19 protein-coding genes are annotated in these 19,328 nt (G+C 50.2%); 15 read left to right on the forward strand and 4 right to left on the reverse strand.

Going from position 1 to position 19,328, the window contains the following annotated elements:
• The first annotated feature begins 8 nt into the window (after positions 1–8).
• Genes tpx through R2103_RS03735 form a run of 3 tightly spaced genes read left to right on the forward strand, consistent with a single transcriptional unit; the run spans position 9 to position 2,958 of the window.
• Entirely contained in the window at positions 9–506 is a 498-nt protein-coding gene (gene tpx / locus R2103_RS03725) for a thiol peroxidase (RefSeq protein WP_317530182.1), read from the forward strand.
• A gap of 20 nt (positions 507–526) precedes the next feature.
• On the forward strand, positions 527–1,978 hold the full coding sequence (gcvPB, locus tag R2103_RS03730) for an aminomethyl-transferring glycine dehydrogenase subunit GcvPB (RefSeq protein WP_317530183.1): 1,452 nt from the start codon (positions 527–529) through the stop codon (positions 1,976–1,978).
• Positions 1,979–2,022: 44 nt separating this feature from the next.
• Complete coding sequence (locus R2103_RS03735) at positions 2,023–2,958, forward strand: carbohydrate kinase family protein (protein WP_317530184.1); 936 nt, start codon at positions 2,023–2,025, stop codon at positions 2,956–2,958.
• A gap of 18 nt (positions 2,959–2,976) precedes the next feature.
• Here the strand turns inward: R2103_RS03735 and R2103_RS03740 are convergent, their stop codons facing one another.
• Positions 2,977–3,828, reverse strand: a complete 852-nt coding sequence (locus tag R2103_RS03740) for an endonuclease/exonuclease/phosphatase family protein (protein WP_317530185.1) — start codon at positions 3,826–3,828, stop codon at positions 2,977–2,979.
• 573 nt (positions 3,829–4,401) lie between these two features.
• On the opposite strand from R2103_RS03740, the gene R2103_RS03745 reads away from it, so the two are divergent.
• Both R2103_RS03745 and R2103_RS03750 read left to right on the forward strand, forming a co-directional pair.
• Positions 4,402–5,571: a DNA-binding response regulator gene (locus R2103_RS03745; RefSeq protein WP_317530186.1), complete on the forward strand. Its 1,170-nt coding sequence runs from the start codon at positions 4,402–4,404 to the stop codon at positions 5,569–5,571.
• A 152-nt stretch (positions 5,572–5,723) separates the two neighbouring features.
• Positions 5,724–6,953, forward strand: coding sequence for an IS256 family transposase (locus R2103_RS03750; RefSeq protein WP_317530187.1), 1,230 nt, complete (start codon positions 5,724–5,726; stop codon positions 6,951–6,953).
• 204 nt (positions 6,954–7,157) lie between these two features.
• On the opposite strand, the gene R2103_RS03755 is transcribed toward R2103_RS03750, so the two are convergent.
• Positions 7,158–8,798, reverse strand: a complete 1,641-nt coding sequence (locus R2103_RS03755) for a MutS-related protein (protein ID WP_317530188.1) — start codon at positions 8,796–8,798, stop codon at positions 7,158–7,160.
• A 138-nt stretch (positions 8,799–8,936) separates the two neighbouring features.
• Here R2103_RS03755 and R2103_RS03760 point away from each other — a divergent pair, with 138 nt between their 5' ends.
• The 10 genes from R2103_RS03760 to R2103_RS03805 all read left to right on the forward strand — a co-directional run bounded on the left by R2103_RS03760 (position 8,937) and on the right by R2103_RS03805 (position 16,820).
• Positions 8,937–10,085: an efflux RND transporter periplasmic adaptor subunit gene (locus R2103_RS03760; protein WP_317530189.1), complete on the forward strand. Its 1,149-nt coding sequence runs from the start codon at positions 8,937–8,939 to the stop codon at positions 10,083–10,085.
• Positions 10,082–10,765: an ABC transporter ATP-binding protein gene (locus R2103_RS03765; RefSeq protein ID WP_317530190.1), complete on the forward strand. Its 684-nt coding sequence runs from the start codon at positions 10,082–10,084 to the stop codon at positions 10,763–10,765. The genes R2103_RS03760 and R2103_RS03765 overlap by 4 nt, the downstream gene beginning before the upstream one ends.
• Positions 10,752–11,954, forward strand: coding sequence for an ABC transporter permease (locus tag R2103_RS03770; RefSeq protein ID WP_317530191.1), 1,203 nt, complete (start codon positions 10,752–10,754; stop codon positions 11,952–11,954). Before R2103_RS03765 ends, R2103_RS03770 begins: the two co-directional genes overlap by 14 nt.
• 7 nt (positions 11,955–11,961) lie before the next feature.
• Positions 11,962–13,161: an ABC transporter permease gene (locus tag R2103_RS03775; RefSeq protein WP_317530192.1), complete on the forward strand. Its 1,200-nt coding sequence runs from the start codon at positions 11,962–11,964 to the stop codon at positions 13,159–13,161.
• Between the two features lie 117 nt (positions 13,162–13,278).
• Positions 13,279–14,589, forward strand: coding sequence for an OprO/OprP family phosphate-selective porin (locus R2103_RS03780; protein ID WP_317530193.1), 1,311 nt, complete (start codon positions 13,279–13,281; stop codon positions 14,587–14,589).
• Positions 14,590–14,657: 68 nt separating this feature from the next.
• Complete coding sequence (locus R2103_RS03785) at positions 14,658–15,200, forward strand: glutathione peroxidase (protein WP_317530194.1); 543 nt, start codon at positions 14,658–14,660, stop codon at positions 15,198–15,200.
• Positions 15,201–15,204: 4 nt separating this feature from the next.
• On the forward strand, positions 15,205–15,813 hold the full coding sequence (locus R2103_RS03790; RefSeq protein ID WP_317530195.1) for a hypothetical protein: 609 nt from the start codon (positions 15,205–15,207) through the stop codon (positions 15,811–15,813).
• 183 nt (positions 15,814–15,996) lie between these two features.
• On the forward strand, positions 15,997–16,227 hold the full coding sequence (locus R2103_RS03795; protein ID WP_317530196.1) for a hypothetical protein: 231 nt from the start codon (positions 15,997–15,999) through the stop codon (positions 16,225–16,227).
• A gap of 78 nt (positions 16,228–16,305) precedes the next feature.
• Positions 16,306–16,590, forward strand: coding sequence for a BrnT family toxin (locus R2103_RS03800; protein WP_317530197.1), 285 nt, complete (start codon positions 16,306–16,308; stop codon positions 16,588–16,590).
• Positions 16,587–16,820, forward strand: coding sequence for a CopG family antitoxin (locus tag R2103_RS03805; protein ID WP_317530198.1), 234 nt, complete (start codon positions 16,587–16,589; stop codon positions 16,818–16,820). Before R2103_RS03800 ends, R2103_RS03805 begins: the two co-directional genes overlap by 4 nt.
• Positions 16,821–16,938: 118 nt before the next feature.
• Here the strand turns inward: R2103_RS03805 and R2103_RS03810 are convergent, their stop codons facing one another.
• Together R2103_RS03810 and R2103_RS03815 are read right to left on the reverse strand one after the other, a co-directional pair.
• The gene (locus R2103_RS03810) at positions 16,939–18,030 is read right to left on the reverse strand and encodes a hypothetical protein (RefSeq protein WP_317530199.1); all 1,092 of its coding nucleotides are present in this window, start codon (positions 18,028–18,030) and stop codon (positions 16,939–16,941) included.
• A gap of 66 nt (positions 18,031–18,096) precedes the next feature.
• Complete coding sequence (locus R2103_RS03815; RefSeq protein ID WP_317530200.1) at positions 18,097–18,924, reverse strand: hypothetical protein; 828 nt, start codon at positions 18,922–18,924, stop codon at positions 18,097–18,099.
• Between the last annotated feature and the right edge of the window lie 404 nt (positions 18,925–19,328).

Below are 19,328 nucleotides of genomic sequence, written 5' to 3' on the forward strand. Positions count from 1 at the left end.
AAAAAACTATGGTTACTTTAAAAGGAAAGCCGATCAAACTTGAAGGCACTTTTCCCAAAGTTGGACAAAAAGCGCCTGCTTTTTCTTTAGTCAATCGCGATTTGCAAGATGTCACGCTGGCCAATTATGCCGGTAAAAAGAAAGTATTGAACATCGTGCCCAGTTTGGATACGCCGGTGTGTGCGATTTCCACGCGTAAATTCAATCAACAAGCGAGCAATATGGACAACACCGTAGTGTTGATCATTGCCGCTGATTTGCCTTTTGCGATGAGCCGTTTCTGCGATGCCGAAGGATTGGATAAGGTGATTACGTTGTCAACCATGCGCGGCGCGAATTTCATGAAAGATTATGGCGTTTTCATCGCTGACAGCGCGTTTGGCGGCATTACCGCGCGTGCAGTGATCGTGCTGGATGAATCGGATACCATTATTCTCGCCGAGCTGGTTCCGGAAATTGCCGATGAACCCAACTACGATGCAGCTCTAGCTGCTTTGAAGAAATAAACTGAGATTGATCTTACATTATGTTGATATTTGAACACTCACGCAAAGGACGGCGCAATTATACGCAGTCACCGGCGACACCGGCTAGCAAATCCGCGATTCCGCAGAATTTGCTGCGTAAATCCAAAGTGCTTTTGCCGGAAGTTTCCGAAATGGATACGGTGCGTCATTACACCCGTTTGTCACAAAAGAATTTTTCCATCGATACCGAGTTTTACCCGCTGGGTTCCTGCACGATGAAATACAATCCGCGTGCGTGTAACTCACTGGCGATGCTGCCGCAATTCATATCGCGGCATCCGCTGGCGCCGGAAGACACCGGTCAGGGTTTTCTTGCGTGTATGTATGAGTTGCAGGAAATTTTGAAATCGGTCACCGGTATGGCGGGCGTCAGCTTGACTCCAATGGCCGGCGCGCAGGGTGAGTTGATCGGCGTGATGATGATCCGTGCGTATCACGAGGCTCGCGGCGATTTTGCCCGCACCGAGATTATTGTACCGGATGCGGCGCATGGTACGAACCCGGCGACTGCGGTGATGTGCGGCTTCAAAGTGGTGGAAATCGCTACCGACAAAGACGGTAACGTGGATCTGGACGCGCTGAAAGCAGCCGTTGGCCCGCAAACTGCGGGATTGATGCTGACCAATCCTTCCACGCTGGGTGTGTTTGAAAAGAATGTGGCCGAAATGAGCCGGGTGGTTCATGCCGCGGGCGGGTTGTTGTATTACGATGGCGCTAACCTGAATGCGGTACTGGGTAAAGTGAAACCGGGCGATATGGGTTTCGACGTGATTCACATTAATCTGCACAAAACTTTCTCAACTCCACATGGCGGCGGTGGACCGGGTTCTGCGCCGGTCGGTGTGGCTGAACGGCTGTTGCCTTTCATGCCGATCCCGATCGTAGCCAAGGAAGGCGATACTTATCGTTGGGTTACCGAAAAAGATAAACCGCAATCCATTGGCCGCTTATCGGCGCATATGGGGAATGCTGGTGTGTTACTACGGGCTTATATTTATGTTCGTTTGCTGGGCATGCAAGGTATGCATCGGATTTCCGAGTTTGCCACCCTAAACGCGAATTACTTGATGGCGGAATTACGCAAAGCGGGTTTTGAAATTGCTTATCCGAATCGCCGCGCCAGTCATGAATTTATCGTCACAATGAAAGATATCAAGGATAAAACCGGCGTGACGGCGATGAATCTGGCCAAGCGCTTGCTTGATAAGGGCTATCATGCGCCGACAACGTATTTCCCGCTGCTGGTGCCGGAATGTTTGCTGATCGAACCGGCCGAGACGGAATCCAAGGAAACGCTGGATGCTTTCGTTGTTTCGATGAAAGAAATCCTGAGCGAAATCGAGTCGCAGCCGGATATGGTCAAAGGTGCACCGCATACCATGACGGTGCGTAAGCTGGATGATGTCAAAGCCGCACGTGAGCTGGATTTGGCTTGGAAGCCCAGTGCTTGAGAGCATTAAAAGTTTTTTTCATCATTAACATTGGTAGTTGAACTATGCGCACATTGATTTGTGGTTCTATCGCTTACGATAATATTATGGTCTTCCCGGATCATTTTAAGAATCACATCCTGCCGGAGAAAATTCACGTATTGAATGTCGCATTTCTGGTTCCGGAAATGCGTCGTGAATTCGGTGGGTGCGCCGGTAATATCGCTTATAACCTCAAGATGCTGGATGGCGAACCGGTGATGATGGCCACTGTCGGCGATGACTATGCGCCATATGCGGAACGGTTTAAGCAATTGAATCTGACGCAAGAACATGTGCAGCATGTTGCCGATACCTTCACCGCGCAAGCGTTTATCACGACTGATCTGGCCGATAACCAGATCACGGCGTTTCATCCGGGCGCGATGAACTTTTCCCATCTCAATTCCGTGAAAGAGTCGCGCGATATCCGTTTGGGTATTATCGCTCCGGACGGACGCGACGGTATGTTGCAGCACGCGAGTGAATTTCATGAGGCGGGTATCCCGTTTGTTTTTGATCCGGGGCAAGGGTTGCCGATGTATAACGGTGAAGAATTACTCGATTTCATCAACAAAGCGGATTACATCGCGGTCAATGATTATGAAGGTGAAATGTTGCAAGACCGCACCGGTCATCGCTTGGAATCATTGGCGAACAATGCCAAAGCATTGATTATTACTTTGGGAGCGCAAGGCTCCATTATCTATGCGGATGGCAAGAAATTTGAAATTCCCTGTGTCAAACCGAAACAAATTGTCGATCCGACCGGTTGCGGTGACGCTTACCGCGCGGGCTTGTTATACGGCATTGTGAATGATTTCGATTGGCAAACAACCGGTCAGCTCGGTTCATTGATGGGTTCCCTGAAAATTGCCCAGCGCGGCGGACAGAACCATCAATTTTCCCGCGATGAAATTGGTCAGTATTATTTCGAGAGTTTTGGCACGCGCATTTTTTAAAGTAAGTACCTCAGTTTCTCATTTGAATTCAACCCATACCGGTTGATGATCCGAAGCTTCCGTCTCAGCATCAATGTCAATAGCGCTGAGACGGCTTACTAATCCGTCAGTAATAAAAACAAAATCAAAGCACTCCGGTTGATCGACAAAATCTACCGGATGGATCCCGACGGTCGGCGCATGCGGTGTACCGGGATGTATAATCGGCCAAGCATCGTGAAAGTCCGGTGTGCTGTTGTCTTCGAAGGGCGCAAGAATTTGCGCACGTTCGGGTGCTGTGGCAGGAAAATTGAAATCGCCGCACAATAATGTTTCCGCAGGTCTGGGAAAAGCTTCAAATGTTCCTCCTCGTTCTTCATTCAAGAATTTCCGCTGCGACATGGCGCATGCTTCACGGTGCACATTCCGGATTGCGTCGATTTGAATTTTTCGCTGCCGTTGAGAATAGTATTCGAGGTGCGTATTCATAATACGTAACGGTCCAATATCCGCTATCACAACCGCTTCTACCAGTACTCGCTGCATGCTGGGCGCCGCCAATTCTGCTGACCATGGCAGTAAATGCCGCCACACTTGACCGACCGGTAAACGGGTGAAAATGGCATTGCCAAATTGACTGCGTCCGCTTTGGCTGTTTGGTACATCCGTAGCTATACCATAGATGGCAGAGTAACCCGGGAGAAGCGCGGATAGCTGGGCAATCTGGTCTTCACTGCGGCTACCCGGTAAGCCGGGAAAATTGATCGCGACTTCCTGTAAGCAAATGACATCAAAATCACCCAGCTGGCTGATTGTGCGTAAGATGCGCACAAGATCGACACAGCCATCCAGTCCTCGGCCCCACTGAATATTCCAGCTTAACAGTTTCATATCGATTGAAGATTTTGTAATAGACGAACTTCAAAGTGTTCGTTGGTAAATAGTCGATCAGATATATTTTTGTGTGCGTTTTCCCACATTCGCGTTAAATGACTTTTGATAAGATCGTAACTATTTTTACAAATAAATTAAACAAAACAGCTGTATCAAATTCAGCAACCCGTGCTAGCTGGGTTGCTGAATTTGTCACTTAGCACTTGCAAAAAATACCACAAAGAAAGCGATGTCATAATTGATTAATATTTTGCGGTGATAGTTTTGACAGTATCGATGCTTCGCAAAATAACGCATCATAATTACTGCTTCATTTGTGAGATCTCCCTTTGTCTGAATTAAATCTTTTAAAGTTTTTCAAATTAAATCCGAAATAAAACTTGGTTGATATTTAGGCAATAAAGAAACCAAACTACCGGTAAATGTTAACCAAGTGGCAGATCGATTAAGAATGGTTTTTTAAGTGGGAATGTCTTTTAGTAACCCTTCTTCAGATACTCATATAGTGAATCAAAGAATGGCAAATTTGAGAATGAATTTAAAAGTAGTACTGTTTAAAGGTAACGATAAATGACCAACAAAACAGAGCACATACTCGCAAGAATCTCGCACAGAAGAATTGATGACACTAGAGTGCTGATTGTTGTAGATAAATATATCTCTGGCAAGACATTGAAAAATATACTGAATGATTGGGAATATAATATCATTGGTGTTTGCACTTCAAGTCAAGAAGCTTTGGTTAGAGTTAAAAAAGACAAACCTGACTTGATCTTAACCGACATGGAATTGAATGATTGTGATGGTATCTACTTGGCGCAGCAATTAAATTTACAAACTGATAGCACGAGTCTTTGTATTTATTTTACAGCTTATGCGAGTGACTTGATTGTGCAACGTACCATGACGATCGCTACTGCCATGGGTTGCGATATCAATAAAAACAGTACGAACAGGCATCATGCGGATTTTGAATCTTGTTTTTGTCAATACTATGGTATTGATAAATCGAATGATCATATCAAGCAGCTTTCGGTTCAGCCTATCCGGGTTTTATTAGTCGATGATCAACAAATTGTACTTTGGGGATTGGAAAAGCTGATTAATAGCGAAAAGCCCAGAATGGAAGTTGTAGGAACTGCAACGAATATTTCCGATGCTAAACGTCTTATCCTGGAGAAAAAACCGGATATAGTTATTCTAAACATTTATTTGGATGATATAGATTGCGTCAATTATATTCCTGATTTTGCAAGTGATGGAAATACGCGAGTGGTAATTTTTACTGAGTCACATGATAAAGAAATCATTGACAGAGCAGTACTCAGTGGTGCGCGGGGAGTAGTGCACAGAAAAGAATCGATGCAAACGGTGCTTCGAGCGATTGAGAAGATTTATGATGGTGAATTATGGCTTGATCGCATCACAACAGGCCGTATTCTTCTCCAAAATTCACGCGTACGTGGAAAAATCTCTGCTGCTGATGCAGATTCAGACAAGATTACAATGCTGACACGCAAGGAATGTATGATCCTTAAGGCATTCTCAGATGGAAGCGGTGGGGAACAGAATAAGCAAATAGCGGCAAAATTGTGCATGAGCGAGCACACTTTACGTAATCACCTGACTTCTATATTTAGTAAATTAGGTATTAAGAATCGATTTAGTTTGTTTGCATATGCTAAACAGCATTTCCAACAAGTAGGATCCTCTGTGAACGAGTCAGCTAGAGGTTATTAACACGAGAATGTATTTTCTCGTTTCATCAAACTGACAAAATGTATTAGCAAGTCCAGAACTTGAATTGACTGGGAAATTCACCATGGGGGTGTAAATAATTTTGTGTAAATGGTCATATTGCAGGAAACTGCTTATATATATTTGGAGTAAAAATGACCACACCCAAACCCCTGCCGGCCGGCTTAATTGATAGCCTGCTGGCCGATTACAAAAAGCCAGAAGATTTAATCGGTGAGCATGGTCTTCTCAAGCAACTCACCAAAGCGTTGGTTGAACGTGCCTTGCAAGCAGAAATGGCCGATCATCTTGGTCACGATAAGCACGAAACGGTAGTCAATGCCACTGGCAATACCAGAAATGGTAAAAGCCGTAAGACCCTGAAAGGTGAATTCGGTGAGTTACCCATCGAGATCCCCCGTGACCGTGAGGGCAGCTTCGAGCCTCTGATCATTTCCAAGCATCAGACCCGCTGGGCGGGCTTTGATGACAAGATCCTCTCGCTGTATGCCCGTGGCATGACAGTGCGTGAAATCCAACAGCACCTCACTGAAATGTATGGCGCCGAAGTATCGCCTACGCTCATTTCTACGGTCACTGATGGCGTAATGGATGAAGTGAAGCAGTGGCAATCCCGGCCTCTCGATGCGGTGTATCCTGTGATCTATCTCGATTGTATCCATACCAAAGTTCGTGACGCTGGTAGCGTTCGTACCAAAGCGATTTACCTGGCGATCGGCATTAACATGGAGGGCCATAAAGAAATACTGGGCTTATGGATTGCTCAGACCGAGGGTGCCAAGTTCTGGCTCAGCGTTGTCACTGAACTCAAAAATCGTGGCGTGCAAGATATCTTTATCGCCTGTGTCGATGGCTTAAAGGGCTTTCCCGAAGCGATTGAAACCATCTATCCACATGCCATTGTACAACTCTGTATCGTGCACATGGTTCGTAATAGTCTCAACTACGTCAGCTGGAATAAACGCAAGGAAGTAGCTGCTGATTTACGTTTGGTCTACAGCGCCGCCACGATTGATGAGGCTGAGCACGCGTTAGCCGGCTTTGAAGATAAATGGAACAATGCTTATCCACCGATCGCCCGATCTTGGCGCAATAACTGGCAACGCATCATTCCATTCTTCGACTACCCGCCTGAGATACGGCGCATCATTTATACCACCAATGCGATTGAGTCAGTCAATATGAGCCTACGCAAAGTCAGCAAAAACCGTGGATCGTTTCCCAACGATGAAGCCGTGATCAAATTGTTTTATTTGGCTCTCAGCAATATCGCCAAAAAATGGTCTATGCCACTAAGAGATTGGAAACCGGCACTAAACAGGTTTACTATTCAATTTAACGAAAGAATGCCTCGGCATTATTAACCACCGTTTACACAAAATCTAGGACACCCCCTTCACCATAGCAGCAGAGGTAGTCAGAGAATTTCTAAATTGTTTCAGACAGTTCTTTTATTTTCCTGGTTTATTCATTTTTCTTATGTAGTTCAGCGATTAAATCCTAACGGTGTGCCCGGACTAATTAATTGCTTCCAAATAGCTTATAAGCGCAAGGTCTGAAGGCAGGCTTTATCCCTCACGAGCTACGCTTTGCCGCTCCAAATGTTCCTCTACATCTTTCTGGCTGAACCCAATCGCACTGGCAACGCGATCGGCATGACTGACTTTGGAGATGCCAGCGATCAGGCGGTGTGTCGGCCCTTGTGGCATGAATTCGACTTGCAGATACCGGCCGATACCGTCTTTTTGCAGCAGCTCACAGAGTTCGTGATTGTGCGTGACCAGCAAAGTACTCGCGCCGAGTTTATGGAATCCTTTCAAGATATATTCCGAAATCGTCATTTTTTCTTCAAACGTGGTGCCTTCGGATAATTCATCCAGCACTACCAGGCTGCGTGGCGTGGCATTGAAGAATATTTCCCGCGTACGCTGGAGTTCATGGCCGAAACGTCCCATTGCGGCGCTGAGCTGACCCGGATCGGGCACTTGATAATAGATATGCTCCGCCGGAACCAGCTGCCCTTGCGTGGCGGGAATATAGCAGCCGATTTGCCCGAGTAACTGGATTTGCACGATGGTTTTGCAATACGCTGTTTTGCCGCCGCTGTTCGGACCGGTGATGATCAATACCCGGCCTGCCAGATCGAGATGAACGTCGTTCGGCACATAATCCGGTATTGCTTTGATCAGCAATGGATTTCTGGCCTGGCTGACGGTTAAACGGTGCTGTTTCTCATCGATAATTTCCGGCAAGATTTTGTCGCCGGTACATGATTGTCCATAGCGGTAGAAAGACAGCAACTCGTCGAGTAATCCCAATGCTTCGACCGCTTTAGCCAGACCCGGGCTTTCGCGGAATTGCTTGCGCAGCGGGTAAATGATCGAATCGCGATCGGAAACACCCATGGCCAGCAGGATAATCGGCAGTACCGGCGCGGTCAGCGCCAGAATGCCGTAACTGATATACGACGTGCCAAATTGCGGCATCAGGTTTTCAAAGAAGAATAAGATGCCATAACCGCCGATCAGGAAAGTCAGCATCGGTATAATTTTAAACAGCGAAGGCTGGAAGCGCGAATACAGATCAAAACTGGATTTCTCTTTTTTAGTTTTGAATTTTCCGCCCATCGAATAAACCGGGCCTTTCATCAGCGCGTAAGTTCTCGATTGGCCAAAATCATGAATGGCATCGAGCAGCGTGCGTAAATATGCCGACTGCGGGCGTGGTAGCGCAGCAGCTTTCTCAACCAGATCCACCGCAAATTGAGTACCATCCTGAAACTGCCGGTAGCCGTAGCCGCCGAACTCCAGCTTATCGCTGCGGCTGCTCGGCTCATCGGTTGCAAAACCGCCGGAAAATTCGCCGTACAGCAGATGCTTCAATGACCGTTCGCCGGAAACGACTTTCCCGGTGAATGTAGCCAAAGCGCTATAAAGCTCCGGGTTTGTCTCGATTTCACGCAGCGCGATCTGTTTTTGCTGTATGACCTGCGCATCCTGATCCGGACGGGCTAGCGACTGGTACAACGCCATGCGGCCGGTTTCGGTTTTTGTGTGGTCAATGGCATGAAACAGCGCTTCGGTTTCTATCGCCGCAAATGTTTTCGGATCAAGCGCTTCGTAATCCGCCTCAGCGGGGCGGATATCTTCCATGCTTCGGGGTTGATCGGAGTCGGATAAGATGAATTTTTTGCGCCAGATATCAATCATACGAAAATGTCTATACAAGGTTTTGGATGAATTGCCAGCCAACGGTTTTAAGCGTTGACGAACGTGTAAAATACGCATATTTGCAACGAAACACAACACACGATCACCGGATATCGCACCGACCCTATTCACTCAATCATGCCGCCGCTCAAGAAACCGTTCAAATTAATCAGCTTTGCCCTTATTGCTGGTGCAATCGCACTGGCCGGCTGGTATTACACCCGTCCCAAACCGCTGGAAGTGGAATGGGCCACGATTGCAACCGGTAGTGTCGAAGCCACTATCGTCAACACGCGCGCTGGCACGATCAAATCCTGCCAGCGTTCCGATCTGGCGCCGATTACCGGCGGGCAGATCGCCAAAATCTGGGTGAAGGAAGGCGAGCATGTGCAAAAGGGGCAGGTGTTGCTGGAACTCTGGAGTCAGGATTTGCAGGCGCAACGCGAACTGGCACAGCGGCAGCTAGCGATGGCGCAGGAACGCCGCCGCGAAACCTGCATCCTGGCGGAAAACGCCCGGCGCGAATCGATCCGCACGCAACAATTGGTTGAACAAGGTTTTGTCAGCTCACAACGTGCCGACGATGCCAACGCCAATGCGCGCTCGCGTCAGGCCAGTTGTGAAGCAACCATCGCCGACATCAAACGCGCCGAAGCGCAGATCCGCGTATCGCAAGCCGGAATTGATCGCACCGTGATCATCGCGCCTTTCTCCGGGGTGATTGGCAAAATTTCCGGTGAACTGGGCGAATTCACCACACCATCGCCTCCGGGCATTCCCACCCCGCCAACGATCGATCTGATCGACGATAGCTGTCTGTATGTTACGGCGCCGATGGACGAAGTCGATGCGCCCAAAATCAAAATCGGCCAAGAAGCGCGCATTACGCTGGACGCGATGCCGGGAAAAATTTTCCCCGGCAAAATCCGGCGCATTGCGCCGTACGTGACTGAAATCGAGAAACAGGCGCGTACCGTCGATATCGAAGTGGATTTTCTGCAAGTTCCGGCGGATACCCTGCTGGTGGGTTACAGCGCCGATGTGGAAGTCGTGCTGGAACGCAGGGACGACGTACTGCGTATCCCGACGCAAGCGATCCGGCAAAATAATAAAGTCTGGGTAGTGGATGCCAAAGATCGTCTGGCGGAACAACCGCTGGAAACTGGCCTCAGCAACTGGAGCTTCACCGAAATCCGCGCCGGCCTGAAAGCGGGTGACCGCGTGCTGACCTCGTTTGATCAAGACAAGATCAAAGCCGGTGTTGCGGTGCAACCCAAAAATCCATGATCCGCCTGAGCGCGATTACACGCACATTCCACATGGGCGACCAGACGGTCTATGCATTGAATGGCATCAACCTGAACATCGCTTCAGGTGAATATGTGTCGATCATGGGACCTTCCGGTTCGGGAAAATCGACACTGCTGAATATCATCGGTTTGCTGGACCGGCCTGACAGCGGCCGCTATGAACTCGATGACCGGCTGATCACCGATTTGTCGGAAACGGAGCAAGCGCAAATCCGCCGGGAAAAAATCGGTTTCGTGTTTCAGTCGTTCCACCTGATTCCGCGCTTGACGGCTGCGGAAAATATCGAATTGCCGCTCATCTTGGGCGGCATGCCGCAAGAGCAGCGGCAAATCCGCGTCAATGACGCGTTGCAGGCTTTTGAGCTGAAGCAGCGCGCCAGCCACCGTCCCGCCGAACTTTCCGGCGGGCAGCGCCAGCGTGTGGCGATTGCGCGCGCGACCATCATGCATCCCAGCGTTATTCTGGCGGACGAGCCTACCGGCAATCTGGATCATCAGATCGGCGCCGAAGTAATGGCGCTGCTGGAAAATCTGCATCACACAGGGACTACGCTGATTGTCGTGACGCACGATCGCGAACTAGGTGCGCGGGCGCATCGTCAGATCGGCATGCGCGATGGAAAAATATTAACAGACCAAGCCGATGACGCTGGCTGATACCCTGCAAACGTCGTTTAAAACGGTTGTGAGCTACCGCGTCCGTTCGCTGTTGATCGTTCTGGCGATGGCGTTGGGTGTGGCTGCGGTCGTGGTGTTGACGGCGCTAGGCGACGGTGCGCGGCAATATGTCGTCAACCAGTTTTCTTCCATCGGCACCAATTTACTAGTCGTGCTACCGGGCCGTGCGGAAACGTCAGGTTCGTTTCTCGGCGCCGTGCTCGGCCAAACACCGCGCGATCTGACGTTGAAAGACGCGCAACTGCTGGGCCGGTTGCCGCAAGTGCGGCGCTATGCGCCGCTCAATGTTGGTGCTGCGGAATTATCCGCCGCCAATCGCCTGCGTGAAGTCACGGTGCTGGGCAGCAATGCCGACTTGATACCGATCCGGCACATGAAACTGGCGCAGGGAGGATTTCTGGCGCATGGCACCGAACGCAACGCACAAATCGTGCTGGGCGCAAAAATCGCCAATGAATTCTTTCCCCGCAGCCAGGCCATCGGTCAACGCGTGCGCTTGGGCGATAGCCGGTTCATGGTGTCCGGTGTGCTGGCGGCGCAAGGTGAATCGATGGGGTTTAATACCGATGAAATCGTCATCATTCCGATTGATTATGCGCAAGCCATGTTCAATACCACATCGCTATTTCGTATCCTGATCGAGGCCAAAAACCACAGCGACATTGAGCCGGCCAAGCAGGCCATTTTGGCAACCTTGAAGCAAAGTCACGACGGCGAAGAAGATATTACCGTCATTACGCAGGATGCTATCCTCGCGACCTTTGACCGCATTCTTCATACCATGACGCTGGCAGTTGCCGGAATTGCCGCGATCAGTTTGATTGTTGCCGGTATCCTGGTCATGAACGTGATGCTGGTGGCGGTCAATCAGCGTACGGCGGAGATCGGCTTGCTGAAAGCCATCGGCGCAACATCCCGCGATATCCGCCGGTTATTTTTCGCCGAAGCGGTGTGGTTGTCGTTTGCCGGTGCCATTTTCGGATTTCTGCTGGGGCAATTCGGCAGCTTGATGTTACGCCTGGCTTATCCGCAGCTTCCTGCCTGGGCGCCAGCCTGGGCTTCGATAGCCGGAATCCTGGTGGCGCTGATTACCGGTATCGTGGCCTGTCTTTGGCCCGCTAGCCAAGCGGCCCGGCTCGACGCCGTGAAGGCTTTGAGTAAACGCTAAACAAGCGATGAATATTGTCGACACCTTCCAATTTGCTTTCCGGTCGTTAACGGCGCATCGGCTGCGCACTATTTTGTCGGCATCCGGAATTGCCATCGGTATTGCCGCTGTGGTTTTGCTGACTGCGATCGGTGATGGCGTGCAGCGTTTTGTGCTGGCGGAATTCACGCAGTTCGGCACCAATATCGTTACGATTACGCCGGGAAAAATCAACACGCACGGCGGTTCGCTCGGCGCGATCGGCAGCGCGCGGCTGCTGACCATTGACGATGCCATTGCATTGAGGCAAAGCCGCTACGCGCAATACACCAATGCCAGCGTGACCGGTAACGCGGAAATCCGCGCGCAAGGCCGCAGCCGCCGCGTAACAGCGTACGGCCAGGGACCTGATTTTGCGCGGGCGTTCAACATGCAAGTCGCTATCGGGCAATTTCTGCCCGATGACGATCCGCGCAATCCGCGCGCGTACGCCGTGCTCGGCGCTAAAGTGCGCAACGAATTGTTTGGCGATGCCAATCCGCTGGGTGCATTGCTGCAAGTCGGCGGGACGCGCTTTCGGGTCATCGGTGTGATGGCGTCGAAAGGCAATGTGCTCGGTTTTGATTTTGACGATACGGTTTTTGTGCCTACGGCCCGGGCTTTGGAAGTATTCAACCGGCAAGGCGTGATGGAAATCAATTTTTCCTATCACCCGGATGCGCCGGTGCAAGCCGTGGTCGAGGACATTAACCGCATTCTGGTTGCACGGCACGGGCGCGAGGATTTCACCGTCAAGCCGCAACAGCAGATGCTCAGTACGTTATCCACTGTGCTCAGTGTGTTGAAGTTCGCGGTCGCCGCGCTGGGCGGTATTTCGCTGATTGTCGGCGCGGTCGGTATGATCACGCTGATGCATATCGCCGTTTCCGAGCGGGTATCGGAAATCGGTTTGCTCACCGCATTGGGCGCTACGCGCGGGCGCATCCGTCTGTTGTTTTTGCTGGAATCGACCGCGTTGTCCACCATCGGTGGCTTGGCGGGGCTGCTCATCGGATCGGGTATCGCCGGGTTGCTCAAACTGCTGATCAGCGGATTGCCGGTGAATATTCCGTGGAATTTTGTATTCGCTGCGCTCGGTTTGTCGCTGGTGATCGGTCTTGCCGCGGGCGTGGTACCGGCGATGCGCGCGGCAAAATTGAATCCGGTGGATGCCTTGCGCACCGATTAGGCATCGATTTGTCCGGTTGCAGCGCCGGGCTAAATGGCAATAGACAATGTCATGCGCTCGTTTTGGGTTGATATATAATCGAGCGGACTTCGTTCATACAAGGGTGGGTGCGGTGTGTTGGCACGTAAACAACGCCTGAAAAGCGCGATCAAACTCTGTAATCTCGTAGTACTGACCCATTTAGGCATTGCCTCTTGCCATGCGGTTAACTTCATCTACAAGGGCGGTCCCAGGATCAAGAGCGATGACGGCAATTTCGAAATTGGACTGAACGGCCGCGGGCACTTCGATGTGCACTCGCTCTATCCGGACCAGGCAAACCCGGATTATCCCGCCTTTGGCAGCCAGCTGTTGAGCGGCAATGACCGCGACGGATTCAACTGGCGCAGAACCTACGCCACCATCACGGGAAAAATTTACGGCGTTAGTTTTAAATTCGAGAATGATTTCGCAGTCAATGCAACCACGGCTTTTCCACATAGCCTGCGCGAAGCTTGGGTAGCCGCCAAACTCGGTCCCGGGCAGCTGACTGTCGGGCAATTCAAGCCATACCGGGGACTGGAGGAGATCACCAGCTCCAACGAGATCACTCTCATGGAACGCCCGTCCACGTCATCCACAGGCATCTACAGCGGGCGGCAGTTTTTAAGCGGCATCGGTTATCGCGGGATGGTCAAGGATAATCTGGGTTTCGGTATGTATGTCATGAGCCTGTCGCATTTCGGTTTGCCGCTGGAAGGCATTAGCTATGGCGGGCGGGCGGTGTGGCTGCCGGTCGATAAGGAAGGCCATATTGTGCATCTCGGGCTTTCCGCCAGCCGGGACACTGCCAATAAAGACTCGCTGCAAGCTCGTGCTGTCGATATTTATGGCGGACGCCAGGGCATCAGTCAATCGCTGGGCATTGCCGGATCCAGCCCGGGTGCGCCGAGTCACAACAGTCAATCGACTTTTGCTGCGGAGGCGGCGTATTCCGCCGGGCCGTTTACGCTGCAAAGCGAATATGCCATTACACGGCTCGATAATACGCATCAGGTAAACAGCAGCACTAAGGATTCCACTGTCCAAGCGTTCTACGTGCAGGCAAGCTGGTTTGTCACCGGGGAACATGCCGTGTATCGAAAAGACCGTGGCGCTTTCGGTAAACCCCAACCGGGCGGCAAATGGGGGGCGCTGGAATTGGCCGGGCGTTACGATCTGGCGGAAAATTTCAGTCAAAGTCTCAGCGCCAATCCGTGCCGCAGCGGCACGTCAAAATGCCAGGTTGAAGTCATTACGCTGGGTTTGAATTGGTATCCCTATCCGAATACCCGCCTCATGTTCAATTACTATCTGACCGAAGCCATGCGTGGTAATGCTGGCATAGGCACTGCGGCGCGTACCGATCATCTATCGGTTTTTTCTTTCCGCACCCAAATCAGTTTCTAATGCGCGAAGTAAGATAGAATAAACTTTGCTATCCGTTCATGCAGCCAACAATGATTGAGGAGATCACCATGCGCATTTTGCTCGTTTTACTCATAACTTTTTTGATGAACCCCGTTTATGCCGCTTGCAACAGTTCGCTGTTGGATCAGAATTTCCGCAAACTGGCGGGAACCGATACGGTGAATTTGTGCGAAAGCTACGCTGGCAAAGTATTGCTCGTCGTTAACACTGCCAGTAAATGCGGTTACACGCCGCAGTACGAAGGTCTGGAGCAGCTGTACGAAAAATACGAGTCCAAAGGGCTGGTGGTTTTGGGTTTCCCGTCCAACGATTTCATGGGACAGGAACCGGGAACCGAAACGCAAATCCAGGATTTTTGCCGACTGACCTACGATGTCAAATTCCCGATGTTTGAAAAAACGACAGTGAAGAAAGGTGACGCGCACCCTTTTTATGTGCGGCTGGCAGAGTTGTCGGGTACTTATCCAACTTGGAATTTCCAGAAATACCTGATCGGGCGTGACGGCAAATTGATCACGCATTTCACGCCGCACACCAAGCCCTCCGATCCTGCGGTAGTGTCGGCGATCGAACAGGCTTTGCAACAGTAACGCGATGAACCGGGAACCTGATTCTTCAGGTAATTCAGGCGAACAGAAGCCGGGAATCAGCATTGCCTCGATTCTGGGATTGTCGGTGTTTTTGGGATTAATCACCGGTGCCGGGGCCGGTGTTTCGTTAATCCTGCCAGTCACGCTGATTTCCGCGCTCATTCTCTATTTCAACCGGGATAAGATTGCCGCCGCTGACGTGAAAAAGAGCACGCAATCGCACGCCAAGCCAGCGAAGAGTCATTATGCCTGGCCGGAACCGGGTGAATTTGCCTGCACCGTCTCGGCAGCGCCGTATCAGATGGCAATCGAGCAGTTGATGCAGGAAAATAGTATCCATTTTGAAACCGCCACGGCCCCACAATCGTATGACTTCAAAGTCGAACTGATCCCCGACGCGAGCAATCCTTTCGATACCGACGTCGTGCGCGTTGAAATCCACAACCATACCATCGGCCACTTCAGCCGCCAGCAAGCGCACAGTTTCCGGGACAGACTCAAGGAAAAGGAACTAGAGGATCAAATCACGACGTGCCGTGCGATATTGACACGGAATAACGAAACGGATGGCAAAAAACTGGGTTATGGCGTGAGGTTGGATATTGATATCTAGTGTCAGTCCGGTGATATAGTTAGAATAATTATCTATATGAATGAATTTGATAATTTTTTATAAAACTTCCCTCAGGTAATAGCCCACCTTGGCTGCCAGCGGATTGGTTTTGCCAAGATTTTCGTAGATCAGCTCGAGCTTGCTGGTTTCCTCCCATCAGCCGGTGATCATTCGGATTGCCTGGTGGCCGATAGCCTGAATGGTCTTGCAAGCGTGAATTTCACGTTTGCCGGTTTAGGTGGTGAATTGGGTATCGATCTTAGTACCGAAGGCGGCAAAATTTCTTTCATGGTGATAACCGCGGTTGCCGAACCGGAAACCTATGCGATGCAGTTGGCCAGTTTAGGGCTGGTGAGCTTTATGTCATACCGAAGAAAACAGCAAAAGCTGCCTGATTTTTGTTCCTGTTGGTAGGACTAACAACCCGGCTTCGGCTGGGTTTTTTGTTTGGGGTTTTCTTGACTTCAAGAACTGCCTGCATACAATGTATGTATGATTGAGTTCGAATGGGATACCAATAAGGCGGTTTCAAACCTGAAGAAACATGGAATATCTTTTGAAGAAGCGCAATCCGTATTTTATGATGATTTTGCAGTGCAGTTTTTTGATGAGGATTCTGTTTCAGAAGATCGGTTTTTGATGCTTGGAATGAGTAACGAAGCCCGAATATTGATCATTTGCTACTGCGAGCGGGATTCAGGAAATGTCATCCGGATTATATCGGCGCGAAAAGCAACGCAATCGGAACGTAAATTTTATCGTGGTGAAGTGTTATGAAAGCTGAGTATGATTTGTCAAAAATGAAATCCCGTAAGAATCCGTATGCTGCCAAGCTTAAGAAATCCGTGACGATGCGGTTGAGCGAGGATGTCATCGGTTATTTCAAGAAAATGGCCGATGAAACGGGAGTGCCTTACCAAAGTCTTATCAATTTGTACTTAAGGGATTGCGTTTCCCAGCATCGAAAAATCGATATTACCTGGCAAAATAAATCACAGGTTTCGTGATTGTTTTTTTATCATGATTACGCATGAGAGAAACAGTTGTCTTTCAAACGTAAACTTCTTCACTCGCACTGGTTTGAGCGAAGAAGTTTACTGATGAAGTGGTGAACCGGTAACAGACTTAATTCACGCGAATGCCAATATACGTGGCGTTATTGGTTTCACTGCGTTCACTATAGGCATTGTTGTAATCGATGATGGCGCCGACCCAATAGGTTTGTCCGCTGACCAGATCGGTTGGAATGACCAGGGAGGTATTGAATGTGGTGTCCGGAAAGCCTCTGTATAAAGTGACATTGCCTTCGCCCAGGAACCGGTCGGCTACGCTGATGATGTCATTGCTGGACAGGTAATAGCCCACCTTCGCGGACAGCGGACTGGTTTTGCCAAGGTTTTCATAGGTCAGTTCGAGCTTGATGGTTTGCCCTTTGTTGACGCGGTACACGGGCTCAGCCGTGCCAGCCACTTTCGCCAGTTCGATATTCGATGTATCGAGAATGCGGGTGCGGCCATGCGTACTGTATTCGCCGCTGCTGCCGGTATGTTTCCAATGCACCACGCCGAGATCTTCCGGGCCGCCTGTCCATAAACCGTACACCGCTACCAATCCATTGTTGGCATCCTCGCCGCTGTAAGCAGTTGCAGTCGCACCGTTGGCGTGGATATGCGTCCAGTCGGATCCCATGATGTTATAGGTATTGGCGGTATGCGCCAATCCGGCGGCATGGCCGAATTCGTGCATGGCAGTCGTTTGGAATGGCCGGTTCGCCCCGCCGTATGGCCACAGGCTGGTTTTGCTGGTGGTGTAGTGAAAAGCCACGCTGTTATTGAATATGACATCCGCTTCTTTCAGCGTGCAATCGCCTTTGAACCACACATAAGTGACTGCCGGATAGGTGCCGATGTTCGGACCGTTATTAGCTTCCCACCAGGCTTCGTTTTCATTGTTGTTGGCGGCAACGGCGGGTTCGTTCCAAACCACGCCGAAGCTCAGGTTGCTGGGATTGCCGTTCCAATGTGAAACCACCGAGGACAGAGCATCCCGCCACGGGCCTACGGGAAAGCCGACGGATGATGCGCGGACGGTGTAATTGTTGCCACTCCATTTGGTTGAATTGCCGCCGCATTTGATCGTGGTGTAAGCGAATGCCTGCTGAGTCATGGTGGCCAGAAACAGCGCGGCAAGTAATTGGTTGAATCGCGATGCGTTCATGATAAGTCTCCTAATCGTTGGTTCCTGCTGTGAATGCAGTGTTCAGATTCCGTGTGAAAATGCGTTTTAATGTTTGCGGATCGCCATTTCTTCCGGGCGTATCGCTTCCGGATCAAGCTTGTGGATAACCGGTGTCACAGCCGGTGCGGCCAGCGGTTTTGCTTTTCCAATGGAGAATCGTTCATGAACCGGAACGCTTCTGGCTGCTTTGAGGGTACTGAGCGCTTGCGGGGTATAGTGCTGATTCACGCTGTCGCCAAGGAATTTACGGAATTGCACCGGTGTCAGTTTTTTAGCATCGGCTGGCGGAGTCCATTCCACTTTGTTTTCGGTTTCAAAGGTAAACTCGTGGACACCGATGCGGTGGGTTACGCTTTTCTTTTCTTCATTAAATTTGCCTTGGTCGAGCTGGCCGTTGCTCAGCAACCAGATTTCTTGCCAGGCATCCGAGTGCACGGCGTCTTTGCTGATGCGGAAACGGCCAAAATTACCACCGACTACCGGCGAAATTTCCACGCCATTGCCGCGCACGAATACGATGTCCTGATCGCCTGCTTGAAATAGCGGTACACCCGGAATAATCAGGGTATTGCCGGCATCGTCAGGCCCGCCGCGGAAGCGTAGCGTGATCAATTTATCTTCACTGGAGCGGCCTTTGAAGTTTTTTGTGATCTCGTAAGTAACATAGGTGTGCGGCATAGCGACATCGTCCGCTTTCAGAACATCCGAGGTGCGGTATTCGACATTGACCACCGTGCCTTCAAAAATCAGATCGGCGTTGTGCACCAGCTCCGAGGTGTTGGTGCCGTCCGCGTGCGACGCAAACGTGTGCGTGATAACCATCGACAGGGTCAAACCCAGAATCGCTGCTGCTAGTGTTTTTACTTTCATCATAGTTCTCCTCAAACGGGGTGGATCATTGCGTTGCTGAACCGGTTTTACATAAAACCGTAAAAATTAAAGCAGATGCCAAAAGATAAGATTTTTTGCCGGCTCAGTCAGTGACAAAAACCACAGTCCCATGCCGTCAAATGAATGCGTTGCAGTTTATGATGGATTTTTAATGAGATAGAAATGGATCTGTGCTGCTATAACTGCGTTTATTATGATTAGCAGTCAATTGCACAAGTGATCAACCCGGTTTTAACCATCGATGAAAACGCGTATGCTCACGCTGACGGCATAGAGAAAGGGGATAACGCGTGCATACCATCGGTAAATTCGTGCTTGGTATGATGGAGCCATTGCGGCCAAAATTGATCATTGGCGACGCGATAACCACGATTTTCTTGCCGCTC

The sequence above is a fragment of the Nitrosomonas sp. Is24 genome (assembly GCF_033063335.1).
Classification (GTDB): Bacteria; Pseudomonadota; Gammaproteobacteria; order Burkholderiales; family Nitrosomonadaceae; genus Nitrosomonas.